This is a genomic window from Cricetibacter osteomyelitidis (assembly GCF_004340985.1).
Lineage (GTDB): Bacteria > Pseudomonadota > Gammaproteobacteria > Enterobacterales > Pasteurellaceae > Cricetibacter > Cricetibacter osteomyelitidis.
Map to the genome: position 1 here is coordinate 1 of NZ_SLYB01000025.1, position 12908 is coordinate 12908.

Genomic DNA, 12908 nt, shown 5'->3' on the forward strand with positions numbered 1-12908 from the left:
ATCACCAAATGACACGGGTGCAGAGGTTAATCCAACAACGGGCGTGGTTAATATCCCGGCGGATAAAGTGAAAGACGGTGAGCCGATTAATGCGACAGGTACGGATGAAAAAGGCAATACTGCCCCGGCAGACTCAAAAAATGCCGGAGACAATCCAGAACCAGATATACCTCAAGTAGATATCAATAAGATCGCAGATCAAGCTCAGATAGGTGACGACACAGGTGATTCTGATGTTTATGCACAATTAACACCGACATTGAATACTAACGGCTATAAAATTTCTGGTACAGCAACAAATGTGTCAGATGGTACAGAAGTGACCGTAACTATTAATGATGGCAATAGTGATGTGGTAATAGTGAAAACAACAGTTAGCAGTGGTACTTGGGCAGTTGATATTTCTCCAAATGCAATTACTAACTTCTCTGCCACAACAGAATACAAAATCACAGCAAGTGTAACTGAAAATGGTACATCTGCTACAGATACGGATGTAACCATTAAAGTACCAACTGTGGGTATTTCTGTGACAGGGGATATTACCAATGATGTACTTTATCCTGCAACAGAAGAAGATACCAAAACTGAAACGGTATTAACTTATACTGTAAGTATTGATAAACCTACAACGACAGATACAGTTGTGAAAGTAGCACTAACTGGGCGATCTGAACCAACAGTAGATTATAAAATATATGTGAATGGCACTGAAACTCAAGGAATAGAACACAATGTAAATGTAGGCGAAGGTGAAGATGCGATTCTGGTCAAGGGGAGAGTTATTGAAGTTAAGATTCCGGCTGGTTCGACTTCAGCGACCTTTACCATTGATCCAATTCGTGAAGCAGCTGGCGATCAATTTAATTTTGAAGGACCAGAAACGGTTATTGCTTCAGTTCAGGCAGATAATGCTTATGCTGTTAAGCCGATTAATAGTGAAGCAAATAATGGGGGACAAGCAATTGGCTTAATCCTTGATGCTGATCCTATTGCTTTACCGCATTTGAACGGTGATTTATCTTTAGCTTACGGTACCTCATCTTCTGCATTAGAAAAAAATCAAAATGCTAATAAAGCTTGGACAGTCAGCACTGTACCGGGTAAAGACAATGGTAAAGATACTGGTGATGCAATTATTATGACTGATCGTGGAGATAAACTTTATATTGGTTATTATTCAAATGGAAGAGATTCAGATACTAAAGGTAATTTCGCAAACTATGCAGATGGTGGTGCTTCTCGTGAGAAAACCGATGGTCGTGCTTCAACTTCAACAATTGATATGGGCAAGGGCGATGATATCTTGAAAATCCGAGGTAGTATACTTACAAACGGTGATGATATAACTGGAATGCGAACTCATATATATCTTGGCGAAGGTAACGATAAACTTGAACTTAATGGGCAATTTGGTGATGGTATTACAACTGGTGATAAAGCATTTATCTTTGCGGAATCTGGTGATGATACTATTATGATAGGTAAACACTCAAACGGTAATCTATATGCAGGTAGTGGTAGTGACCAAATTACTATTGGGGGTATTGCTAATGGTTTAATTGATTTGGGTAGTGGTAATGAAATGTCAGATCGCTATTTAGATAAATATCAAGACGGTTCAGAGCGTAGCTTAGGTAATGATGACAATATTGATACTGCAAGTTCAGAAAATACCTTAACCATTGATGGGGAAGGTACTTCATCCACTGTAAGTCATACGGCAAAAATTTACGGTGGAGCGGGTACAGATAATGTTATTATTAAGAAAGGTTGGTATGCTGGTAATGCCGAGATGGATCTTGGTAATGGTGATAATAGCTTTACTATGGAACATGATGGTATTGGTGTTAACGCTAAAGTGAAGATGGGATCGGGTAATGATACTGTAAATATTGCCGGAGAACATCGTGGCACGATGGATCTTAGTGCAGGAAATAATGCCATTTCTCTTGGTAGCAGTTCTGGTAGCATTATAACCACTGATGGTAATGATCAGGTAACTATCACAGGTACTCACAGTGGTACAATAAATCTCGGTGATGGTGATAATGAAGTTACTATCGGCAACGGTAATGGGGATATTACTGTAGGTTCTGGTAATGATACCATCAAAGTAAATAGTGATTACAAAGGTAATCTTGTGTTGGGAGAAGGGGATAATACCGTAAATATTGAAGGTTCTTACACCAATAGTGGTATCTATGGCAGAACTATCACAACCGGTGCTGGTGATGATAGTGTTGAGATTCATGGTGATTTCACCGCTAAAGAAATTAATCTTGGCAATGGTGATAATACGGTTTCTATTGCTGGCTCTGTTTCTGGAACAATCATTACTGGAGAAGGTGTAGATAATATTACACTAGGTAAAGGTTTTACCGGCAAAATGAATCTTGGTGCAGGTGATGACACCATTACTGTAACCGGTTCAAGCGTGACGATTAATGGTACGATTGACGGTGGTGATGGCAAAGACACTCTCTTAGTGAGAGGTGCTGGCAATGAGATCAAATTTACCAACATTATGAATGTTGAGGTGATTGATTTAACCGGTTCTGGAGCGAATAAACTTACTGATGTTTGGTCTGATTATGTGAAAAAATCCACCAATCCAATTTATGTCAAAGGTGATGCTGGAGATCAAGTGAATCTTGGCGTTCAAAGTGGTCAGAACTTAGGAGATAAAATTGTTGGCGTGACTCGTCCATCTTGGACTTTAACTAGTCAAACAACCGATAGTGATGGTATAGAATATAATGTTTATACCTACCAAGGTGATAACACAACTACGATTAATATCCAAACCGATATCGAAGTGATCTAACCTCACTAAAAACCCATTAAAAACAGACCGCACTTTTGCTAACGCCTAAAGTGCGGTTTAATTTTTGATACTTACTTTTTCTTTTTCGGTTGTTTTATTTCCGCCTAATATCGTTGATTTTATGGAACTTAATAATTCCCGATAAATTATATTTAACCGGGGTTTCTCATCTTGTTGGAATGTTAACGGACGGCAAAATTCCATTGTCTTAATACCTAAACGGGCGGTTAACAATCCAATGCCGATGCCCTGTGCGGCACGGGCGGAAAGTTTGGCGGTGAGATCTTGTGAAAGCCAATCCATACCAAAATCATGAACTAATTCGGTAGCACCGGCGAAAGCAATATTGAGCAATACCATACGCAACAAACGGATACGGCTAAAATATCCCAGTTCAATGCCATAGAGTTTGGCGAGTTGGTTGATTAAACGAATATTCCGCCAAGCAATAAAAAACATATCCACCAACGCCAATGGACTGATTGCTACGATAACGGTTGCTTCGGATGCGTGACGGGTAATCATTTTTTTCGCTTGTGTATCAATTTGCTGCAATACATTCTGACTGAATAAATAAGTCACTTCTTGTCCGGAATGGGCTTCGTTGATTTGATTTTGCCAGCTTACGATCGATGGATGTTGTTCGTCCAATTGCATTGATTTGGCTACATTTAAACAAAGATTTTTGCCTTGATTAAAGCTTTCATCACCTAAAACAGTGGCAGAATTTACCGCACTTTGACTAGCATAAACAATATTTTGGCTTTGCCGTTTAAATTCGTCCCGTTTTTTCAGATGAATTAAGCGTTTCCATTCATTTAAAATTGCTCCGATCCCCAATATCACAAAAACAAAACTCACAATGGCAAAAGCAAAGTAAATCCATTGATTTTGTTGATAAGTATCAAGCAGCCACTGTACCGATTGTGCGACACTGGCGACTAAAAACAAAAGTACTGTGGCTCCCAGCACTTTTTTCCACCAACGGGGTTTGGGTTGCACAATTTGTTCAAATAATTCCCCTTCTAACATTTCGCTATTTTCCGTTTCCGGATCAGGGATAGCAAATTCTGCATTAAATTCTTGTTTAGGCATAAATTTTTCTTGTGGTGTATATTGCGGTTTTTGTTCAAAAATAATTTTGCTCAATGGACTTTCCTTTATAATTAAAAAAGGGGCTGTATTAGATTAGCCCTAAATTTCACACCATTTTCGCAATGTTTTTAACTGCTCTTTTGGTGTTCCAAAGTTAAACCGAAATTCGCATTCTTTCAAGAAAAATGGGAAATTTTTTCGGTCAATTCCATTATATTTTCGAAGTACCCGCTTGGCTTGACTCCAAAAATTTTCAATGCCGTTGATGTGATTTTGCTTCACTGCAAAAAGCTCGGAATGGTTGCTCCGCTCGTGATGAAATTCACTCACATCAAGTACATCATAGCTGCGATACGTATCGGTATAAACCCAACTGTCCGGCTTGATTTTCCTTGCTATGACAGGCATTAACGTGCTTGATTTGGTATTTTCAACGACAACTGTATAGACTTTTCCTTGTCGTTTCAAAATGCCGAAAACCGCTACCTTACCGGCGGATCCTCGTCCTCTTTTGCCTTTCCGATGACCACCGAAATAGCTCTCATCAAGTTCTATTTGCCCCTCGAAAACTTCATCGGCTTCAAGGGCTAAATGATAGCTGATGACTTCACGAATTTTACGATAGAACAGGGCAGCGGAATTCTGGTTTATTCCTAATAAATCTGCTGCCGATCTTGCTGTCACTTCCAACACAAAAAACTCAAGCAGTTTTTTCTGTATAGTTTTCTTTAATTTACAATGGGTTATCTTCATTTTTATAGACTAGCATACTTGCTAATCTAATACAGCCCCAATAAAAAATATAACCGCACTTTTTAAGTTTTTCCAAAAAAGTGCGGTCTGTTTTTGTAGAATTTATATTTACCAATAACGCCAGTAGCGGCCGCTATGGTGGTAATAACCGAAAGACGGCACAATGGCAATATTCGGCTGGCTGACGCGAGTGGTTTGTGCCCGAGGACGGCTATCGCTGGCATTGAGCGGATAATCCACTTCTTTTTGTGCTTTATTGCGTTGAGACGGTGGCACGGTATTGCCGCTAGCGACTTTCGCATTGTATTCATTTACTGTTTTCATATCTAACGCCATTTGCGGTTGATTTTTAGGTTGGCTGGTACAACCTACAGTCAATAATAATGCAAATAACAGTGTAGTTAGCGATAATTTTTTCATAAGATTTCTCCTATTCTCATTTAGTTCTTTCACATTATAACGCAGTTTTTATTTAAGAATGTAAAGAGAAATGTAAATAAATATAAGACTGATGAATTTATCAGGCGAATAATTGAATATAAAAAATAATATTGTTAGAATTTGTCACACTTATAACGATATTGTTATATTCATTCTTTTTTTGTTAACTAAGGACAGATTGATGAAATTATCAAGTTATTTATTGACCGCAGTTGCAGCCGTTTCTTTAGCGGCATGCGGGAATTTGAGTAAAGTTTCTGATGAAGGAACAACCGATAAACCCGTATGGCCGAAAATTGAATCTTCAACCTTTAGCAGTTTCGGTACGCAATACGGTTCCTGGCCTAATTGGGATAATGTTAATACGATTGAAAAAGGGATGAATAAAGAACAAATCAGACAGTTAGTCGGAGATCCTCAATTTGCCGAAGGCTTATTCGGCGTGCGTGAGTGGGACTATGTCTTTAATTATCGTGAGCATGGTGAGCATAAAATTTGTCAATATAAAGTTTTGTTTGATAAAAATGGCGAGGCACAATCTTTCTTCTGGTTGCCTGAAAGCTGTAATGTAAAACATGGTGATAATATTGATATGTCAGCTGATTTTATATTCGATTTCAATAAAGATACGTTAAGTGCCGGCGGTCAACGTATTTTGACTAATGTAGCGAAAATATTAAGCAATACCACACAATCTTTCACGATTAACGGCTATGCAGATCGTTTAGGCAGCGATGTGGCGAATTTAAAACTTTCTCAACGTCGTGCGGAACGCGTGAAAAATGAATTGATTACCTTGGGTATTGAGCCTGCCCGCATTACTTCCGTCGTTGGTCATGGCAAAGCGGATCAAGTGAAAGCTTGTAATGATCAAAGCGGAGCGGAATTACGCGAATGTTTGCGTCCGAATCGCCGCGTGGTGATTGAGTTAGTCAAATAATTTTGAGTAATCGAATGAAGAGCCTGTGTGATGATACGGGCTTTTTTGTTATTCCAATTTATCTCCGATTAAAAATTGCAATACGGTATCCATGCGTAAGTGCGGTATGATTTCATTATTTTTTAAGGGTTGCGGTTCGAATTGATCAAATTCAAAAGGCCGCGATTTTTTTTGCCAAAAGTCCATATTGGGCAATCTGCTCGGTACGCTACCGGGGTAGAGCGTAACGGGTTGTTTGTCCGATGAACGGATTCCCTGTAATGCTTTGAATTGTTGACCGTTTTGTGTCACGATCACTTGTTGCGTAGCACGAATTGCCGCAATGGCAGTATATTCCGTTTGCAATCCTTCAAATTCGGCATGCCGCCCGCTTTCTTGTACTAATTGTCGCATTAAGCTGACTAAATTTGGTAATTGATCGCTGGTGATATGATCCGCTTTGCTTGCCACGAACATCAATTTATCAATGCGTGGTGAGAATAAACGGCTGAGTAACGTACGTTTTCCATAGTGAAAATTTTTGAAAATTTGCTGTAATCCTTCCCGCATATCTTCGAACGCTTGATGACTATGATTAAGCGGCGTCAAACAATCGGCTAAAATAATCTGGCGATCAAAATGAACGAAATAGTTTTCGTAAAAAGCTTTTACGATATGATCGCGATAATATTTATAACGTTTATTCAACACTTGAAAATAGCTGTGTTTACTGCTGTTGTTTTTTAAGCTTTGCCATTGTTGAGGCGTTAAATGCAACAAGGGGAAAAATTGTAATGCCGGTGCACCTTCTAATTCACCCGGCAATACAACACGTCCCGGTTGAATAAAATGTAACCCTTCTGATTTACAGGCTTGTAGGTATTGGCGATAGTCATTGGCAAGTTGTGCCAAAATACTTTCATCGGCCGTGGCATTGAGATCGAGTTTTTTAGTTTTTTCTAACCAATGTTGTGCCAACATAGTGCGTTTGCCATGATGGATCTGCTGTAAAGAATCTGACCATTGTTGATAGTTCAATTCCAATAACGGCAGATCCAATAACCATTCGCCGGGATAGTCAAAAATATCCAAATAGAGAGTACCGGTTTCTTTAATATGACGCATTAATCCGTTGGTGTGTTGATAGCGAATAGCCAAACGCGTTTCGCTCACACCACGGGTGGATTGTGGCCAATGAGGCGGATTCGCACTGAGTGCCCGTAAATTATTTTCATAGTCAAAACGCGGTATTTTGAGATCCGGTTGGGCAACGCGTTTGACTGCCAGTAAGCTACCGTTACGGGCAGCTTTAAACAATGGTAAGTGAAAATTCTCTTGCCGATTAATATTTAACAGTTGATTGATTAAACTGGTAATAAAAGCAGTTTTTCCACTACGGCTTAAACCTGTTACGGCTAAGCGTAAAGTGCGGTCAAAACCGCGATTAATTATTTCGTTTAATTCACGTTGAATAAAGTCGAACATTATTTTGTTCCTTTATGGAATTGATCACTATGGGTATAACGTTCCACATCGGCCACACGCAATTTTGTGTATTCCAGTTCAAGACGAATTTGGTGAATTTTTTGTGCCGTTCTGGAAGGCGGATTAACCGAGCCGTTAAAATGAAATTGTGTTATGGGTGTGCGGTAATAGCTTTCCGGTGCTTTTTCCATAAGCAATACGGCGGCAAAATAAGCCAGCGGTAGGAATAACGTTCCGCCTAGAAAAAATAAAAGTACGAAAGCCTGGCGGATAATCCAAGTATCCAATCCGAAATGTTTTGCCAATCCGATGCAAACACCGGCAACTTGCCCTTCTTTAGGATAACGATAAATCATAAAAATTTCTCCAAAATTATTCACAACCGGCCTGGATCGATTGTTTACCGTCGGCATCGCCAAGATTAAAAAAATTGTTTTTATCACCGCACTTTAACGTGTTTCACGCCAATTCGGTTTATGATAATCCAATAACGCTTCCAATTGCGTAATGCGTTGCGACAACTGTTTGGTTTCGTTTTCCAGCTCTGTGATTTGTTGTTTTTCTTCTTGTGTCAAACCCAAGGCAAAATCCTGTTTGCTTTTATAATTTAAATAAAGCCACAGAGGAACGGCGATTAATGCTACAATAAAAGCACAGATTGAAAGCAATAAAAATGAAGTAAACATAATCTGATCCTTTTGTTCCTATTAAAAATTAGCTTATTTCTGTAATATATTTTACAATTTAGCTATTACAGAATTCCACAATACGATAATGATGTCTATAAATAAATATTTTTTCGCCCTGTTTATATTGTTTGCTACCGCATTTCAAGCGGCGGCTGCTCCGCGCGTACCTGAAATATTAACGCAAAACGGACTGATTTATTGTACTAACGCCGCTGGGGTTTCTTTTAACCCGCAAACTGCCGATGCCGGCACTACCATGAATGTGGTGACGGAACAGATATATAACAAGTTATTTGAGATAAAAAATAATTCGTCGCAAGTATCACCGGTGCTGGCGAAAAGTTATCGGATTTCAGCGGATGGTTTAACCATTACCATTGAATTGCGTCGCGGTGTAGCATTTCATCACACGCCTTGGTTTACGCCAACGCGGGATTTTAACGCTGATGATGTGTTATTTTCCTTAAACCGTATTCTCGGTGGGAATTCAGCTTTACCTGAATTGGATCTGCCGAAAGAAAGTTACACAAATCCGCAATATCGTATTTTTTATGAACAAGCGAAAAAGGTACGTTTTCCTTATTTCGACAGTATTCGGTTGAAAGATAAAATCAAATCCATTACCGCACTTTCGCCTTATACCGTGGAAATAAAATTAACCGTACCGGATGCTTCTATTTTGGCTCATTTGGCAAGTCAGTATGCCATCATTTTTTCCCAGGAATATGCGTTGCAGCTCAATGCGGATGACAATTTGGCTCAACTTGATCTTGAACCGGTAGGAACCGGACCTTATCAGGTAAAAGATTATTTGCGTAATCAACATATTCGTTTAATTCGTCATGAAGATTACTGGGGCAAAAAACCGGCAATTAAAAATATGATTATTGATTTATCCACGGAAAAAACCGGTCGTTTGGCAAAATTTTTTAATAATGAATGCCAAATTACCGCCTATCCGGAAGTGAGCCAATTAGGTTTATTAAATTTTTCACCGGAACAATTTAAGCTGGATAAGACTGATGGTATGAATTTGGCGTTTATTGCATTTAATTTTGAAAAAGAACGTATACGTGATATCAATTTACGCCAAGCTATTGCACAAAGTATTGATAGAAAAAGAATTATTAAGCATATTTATTATGATACGGCAACTGTTGCCAATTCCGTTATCCCAATGGTTTCCTGGGCGATACCGAATGATAAATATTTATTTGATTATGGCTATGATCCTGCTACGGCTAAAACCGTCTTAGCACCTCAGAATCTCACATTGAAGATGTGGGTAGTCGATGAGGAACAGGTGTATAATCCAGCCCCCGCTAAAATGGCGGAGCTAATCAAATTCGATTTGGCTCAGGTGGGAGTGAAATTACAAGTAAAAAGCGTTACGCGTAATTATTTAGTGCAGCAGTTAAAGGCAAAAACTGCTGATTATGATTTGATTTTAACCGGTTGGGTTGCCGGAACATTAGATCCTGACACCTTTTTACGACCGATCCTCAGTTGTAGCACCAAAGATGACGTAACTAATTTGGCGAACTGGTGTTTTTTGCCCTTTGATTCCATGTTGGATCTCGCTTTAATTCATACGCAGCAACAAAAACGAGCGGAAGATTACGGGTTGGCACAACGCATGATCTTTGCTCAATTACCTATTGTACCGATTGCAAATATGAAACGTTTGCTGGTTATCAATAATCGGGTGAAAGGTGTTGAATTAACGCCTTTTGGTAGTATTGCTTTTGAGAAATTGTCTTATGACAATAAATCCGGAGACAAACGATGATCCGCGCTTTATTACGTCATGCACTACTGATTATGATTAGTCTGCTTGCCTTGTCTTTTATCAGTTACATTATTTTAATGCGTGATCCGCTGAACGCAGAATTGGCGCAACCGCGCTTTTATTCAGGTTATGTTAATTATGTTAATGGCTTACTACACGGTGATTTAGGCATCACTTATAGCGGCGGCGATTCGTTATTAACCTTAATTTTTACCGTATTGCCGCCGACTATTGAGCTTTGCATAGCCAGTATGTTGCTTGCGGTATTATTAGGTATCCCGTTAGGCATTATCGGTGCGGTGAATCGACAAAATTTTGTAGGCAAAAGCATAAGTGCGGTCTCTTCTTTGGGACTTTCCGTACCGGTATTCTGGGTTGCTCCTTTATTAATGTATTTTTCGGCTATTTATGATTGGGAAATTTCATCGGTAGGGCAGTTTAATTTACTATATGAAATCAAGCCTATCACCGGTTTTGCGATTATTGACGTGTGGTTTATGGATGAAGATTATCGACTTAAAGTTATTCAAAATGTACTGCAACATTTGGCATTGCCGACTATCGTCTTAATGATTTCTCCGACGATGGAAGTAACCCGGTTTATCCAGCAACGGGCGGAAACGGTATTTAATCAAAATTATGTTAAAGTGGAAGTAACGCGCGGTTGGTCAACGCTAAAAATTTTACGCAAACGTATTTTGCGTAATACGTTGCCTTTGTTAGTGCCGGAATTTGCACGTATTTTTGCTTTGGTCTTTGCTTACAGTATGTTGATTGAAAATATTATCGGCTGGCCGGGCATCGGGCGTTGGATTATTGATGCAGTAAGTCAGCAGGATTATAACAGTATTTCGGCGGGCGTGGTGGTTATCGGTTCGTTAATGATTTGCATTAATGTGGTGACTAATGTAACGACATTCATGTTGGATCCGTTTAATAGGAAAGGTTGGTATGCAAGATAGAGAACCCGACGAGTTTCGCCAAAGTGCGGCATTAATCGGTTTATGGCATACATTCCGCCGTAACCGCATTGCGTTATTCAGCTTTTATGCATTTATTTTATTTATTTTGACCGCACTTTTTGGCGCATTTGTCGCACCGTATTCGGCGGATATGCAGTTTGTCGGACGTGAATTGACTCCGCCGTCGTGGTTTAGTAACGGTCAAGTTGCCTTTTTTTTCGGCACGGATGATATTGGACGAGATGTATTCAGTCGCTTAATTAACGGATTCCGCTATACTTTTGGCGGAGCATTGATCGTGGTCTTTTTCACAGCAGTAATCGGCGGTATTTTAGGTATCGCGACCGGTATGGGACGGGGGGCAAAATCACAGATTTTAGGTCATTTTCTTGATGCATTTTTATCTACGCCGATTTTGTTAATTGCCATTATTATTGCCACCTTAATGCAACCAAGCCTGCTTAATGCCATGTTAGCAATTTTTCTCGCATTATTACCGCACTTTGTACACGAAATTTATCAGGCTATTCAAAAAGAACTCAATAAAGAATACGTAATGATGCTGAGATTGGACGGTGCAACCAATAAAAGTTTATTGAAAGAAGCCGTCCTGCCGAATATTGCGGTGCCTTATATTAAAGAAGTATCCCGTGCATTTACTATTGCACTGCTTGATATTAGTGCACTGAGTTTTATTGCATTGGGAGCCCAAAGTCCGCTACCGGAGTGGGGGACCATGTTACGCGATGCCATTCCGTTAATTTATCTTGCACCTTGGACTGTTTTTTTACCGGGCATCATATTGATTACCACGATTTTAGTTGTAATTATTCTGGGTAACGGTCTGTGCAAAGCGATCAATCAATATTATGAATAGGAGATAATACTGTGGCGTTATTAGATATTCGTAATTTGACCATTAAGATCCAAACGGAAGTCGGCAGCGTTAAAGTGGTAGATAATGTCAGTTTAACCTTGAACGAAGCTGAAATCCGCGGTTTGGTGGGTGATACGGGCTCGGGTAAAAGTTTGATCGCTAAGGTTATTTGTAATGCGGCTAAAGATTCTTGGATTATCACGGCAGACCGTTTTCGTTTTAACGACGTGGAATTACTGAAACTCAGTCCCAATAAACGACGTAAGTTGGTGGGAAAAGAGATCTCAATGATATTCCAAAATCCCCAGGCAAATCTGGATCCCAGTAAAACCATCGGTAAGCAAATTATTCAGCATATACCGGCGTGGACATTCAAGGGCAAATGGTGGCATTGGTTCGGCTGGAAAAAACGGCGTGCAGTGGAATTATTACACCGTGTAGGGATTAAGGATCATAAAGATATTATGAATAGCTACCCTTATGAAATTACCGAAGGGGAAGCTCAAAAAGTGATGATTGCCATTGCGGTGGCCAATCAACCGCGTTTATTGATTGCCGACGAACCGACACATTCCGTCGAGTTTGCCACACAAGAACAAATTTTCCGATTGCTTTCCAGTATGAATCAAAATCAGGGGACGGCAGTGTTATTGGCAAGTAACGATATTATCAGTATCAGCGAATGGTGTGATAGCTTTACAGTGCTTTATTGCGGACAAAATGCGGAATCCGGCCCGGTGGATAGTATTTTGCAAAGTCCGCATCATCCTTATACGCAAGCCTTGTTGCATGCAGTGCCGGATTTTAGCCAACCGTTACCGCCAAAAAGCAAACTTAGCACTTTAAAAGGGACTATTCCGTTATTGGAACAACTGCCGATCGGGTGCCGGCTTGGTCCGCGTTGTCCTTTTGCTCAACGGGAATGTGTTGTAAAACCGGCATTAAGACGAATTAAACAACATGAATTTGCCTGCCATTACCCGCTGAATTTGCGGGAACATGGCAATTTATTGAAAGAGCCTAAAGAAAGCCCGTTAACATTACCGGAAACCGAAGTGAAGGTGGGATGAT

11 protein-coding genes and 1 pseudogene are annotated in these 12908 nt (G+C 39.8%); 6 read left to right on the plus strand and 6 right to left on the minus strand.

Translation table 11 applies throughout. The annotated features are described in order from the left end of the window. Window positions 1-2827, plus strand: a pseudogene (locus tag EDC44_RS13005) (hypothetical protein); the annotation flags it as partial. 57 nt (window positions 2828-2884) lie between these two features. Here the strand turns inward: EDC44_RS13005 and EDC44_RS10080 are convergent. From EDC44_RS10080 to EDC44_RS10090, 3 genes are all read right to left on the minus strand, one after another. Beyond that, window positions 2885-3976 (minus strand): TIGR01620 family protein, encoded by a 1092-nt coding sequence (locus EDC44_RS10080; RefSeq protein ID WP_131978293.1) that lies wholly within the window; start codon window positions 3974-3976, stop codon window positions 2885-2887. Window positions 3977-4021: 45 nt separating this feature from the next. Next, window positions 4022-4675 (minus strand): IS1595 family transposase, encoded by a 654-nt coding sequence (locus EDC44_RS10085; RefSeq protein WP_131978296.1) that lies wholly within the window; start codon window positions 4673-4675, stop codon window positions 4022-4024. A 108-nt stretch (window positions 4676-4783) separates the two neighbouring features. After that, on the minus strand, window positions 4784-5095 hold the full coding sequence (locus EDC44_RS10090; RefSeq protein WP_131978299.1) for a hypothetical protein: 312 nt from the start codon (window positions 5093-5095) through the stop codon (window positions 4784-4786). Window positions 5096-5297: 202 nt separating this feature from the next. Between EDC44_RS10090 and EDC44_RS10095 the strand changes: the two genes are divergently transcribed. Next, window positions 5298-6056: an OmpA family protein gene (locus EDC44_RS10095; RefSeq protein ID WP_131978302.1), complete on the plus strand. Its 759-nt coding sequence runs from the start codon at window positions 5298-5300 to the stop codon at window positions 6054-6056. A gap of 48 nt (window positions 6057-6104) precedes the next feature. Here the strand turns inward: EDC44_RS10095 and EDC44_RS10100 are convergent, their stop codons facing one another. The 3 genes from EDC44_RS10100 to pspB all read right to left on the minus strand — a co-directional run bounded on the left by EDC44_RS10100 (window position 6105) and on the right by pspB (window position 8206). Beyond that, window positions 6105-7520: a YcjX family GTP-binding protein gene (locus EDC44_RS10100; RefSeq protein WP_131978305.1), complete on the minus strand. Its 1416-nt coding sequence runs from the start codon at window positions 7518-7520 to the stop codon at window positions 6105-6107. After that, window positions 7520-7876, minus strand: coding sequence for a PspC domain-containing protein (locus EDC44_RS10105; RefSeq protein WP_165870254.1), 357 nt, complete (start codon window positions 7874-7876; stop codon window positions 7520-7522). Before EDC44_RS10105 ends, EDC44_RS10100 begins: the two co-directional genes overlap by 1 nt. 93 nt (window positions 7877-7969) lie before the next feature. Continuing rightward, entirely contained in the window at window positions 7970-8206 is a 237-nt protein-coding gene (gene pspB, locus EDC44_RS10110) for an envelope stress response membrane protein PspB (protein ID WP_131978311.1), read from the minus strand. Window positions 8207-8294: 88 nt separating this feature from the next. Here pspB and EDC44_RS10115 point away from each other — a divergent pair, with 88 nt between their 5' ends. The 4 genes from EDC44_RS10115 to EDC44_RS10130 are packed head-to-tail and all read left to right on the plus strand — an operon-like array spanning window position 8295 to window position 12907. Then, the gene (locus EDC44_RS10115) at window positions 8295-9998 is read left to right on the plus strand and encodes an ABC transporter substrate-binding protein (RefSeq protein ID WP_131978314.1); all 1704 of its coding nucleotides are present in this window, start codon (window positions 8295-8297) and stop codon (window positions 9996-9998) included. Next, window positions 9995-10960, plus strand: a complete 966-nt coding sequence (locus EDC44_RS10120; protein WP_131978317.1) for an ABC transporter permease — start codon at window positions 9995-9997, stop codon at window positions 10958-10960. Before EDC44_RS10115 ends, EDC44_RS10120 begins: the two co-directional genes overlap by 4 nt. Next, window positions 10950-11837, plus strand: coding sequence for an ABC transporter permease subunit (locus tag EDC44_RS10125; RefSeq protein ID WP_131978320.1), 888 nt, complete (start codon window positions 10950-10952; stop codon window positions 11835-11837). Before EDC44_RS10120 ends, EDC44_RS10125 begins: the two co-directional genes overlap by 11 nt. An 11-nt stretch (window positions 11838-11848) precedes the next feature. Further along, on the plus strand, window positions 11849-12907 hold the full coding sequence (locus tag EDC44_RS10130) for a peptide ABC transporter ATP-binding protein (protein WP_131978323.1): 1059 nt from the start codon (window positions 11849-11851) through the stop codon (window positions 12905-12907). Window position 12908: the final 1 nt, after the last annotated feature.

Excerpts from the sequence above, each read along its gene's own strand:
- pspB (WP_131978311.1), bottom strand. The coding sequence starts at position 8,206 with ATGTTTACTTCATTTTTATTGCTTTCAATCTGTGCTTTTATTGTAGCA.
- EDC44_RS10125 (WP_131978320.1), top strand. The coding sequence starts at position 10,950 with ATGCAAGATAGAGAACCCGACGAGTTTCGCCAAAGTGCGGCATTAATC.
- EDC44_RS10090 (WP_131978299.1), bottom strand. The coding sequence starts at position 5,095 with ATGAAAAAATTATCGCTAACTACACTGTTATTTGCATTATTATTGACT.
- EDC44_RS10100 (WP_131978305.1), bottom strand. The coding sequence starts at position 7,520 with ATGTTCGACTTTATTCAACGTGAATTAAACGAAATAATTAATCGCGGT.
- EDC44_RS10085 (WP_131978296.1), bottom strand. The coding sequence starts at position 4,675 with ATGAAGATAACCCATTGTAAATTAAAGAAAACTATACAGAAAAAACTG.
- EDC44_RS10115 (WP_131978314.1), top strand. The coding sequence starts at position 8,295 with ATGATGTCTATAAATAAATATTTTTTCGCCCTGTTTATATTGTTTGCT.
- EDC44_RS10095 (WP_131978302.1), top strand. The coding sequence starts at position 5,298 with ATGAAATTATCAAGTTATTTATTGACCGCAGTTGCAGCCGTTTCTTTA.
- EDC44_RS10120 (WP_131978317.1), top strand. The coding sequence starts at position 9,995 with ATGATCCGCGCTTTATTACGTCATGCACTACTGATTATGATTAGTCTG.
- EDC44_RS10105 (WP_165870254.1), bottom strand. The coding sequence starts at position 7,876 with ATGATTTATCGTTATCCTAAAGAAGGGCAAGTTGCCGGTGTTTGCATC.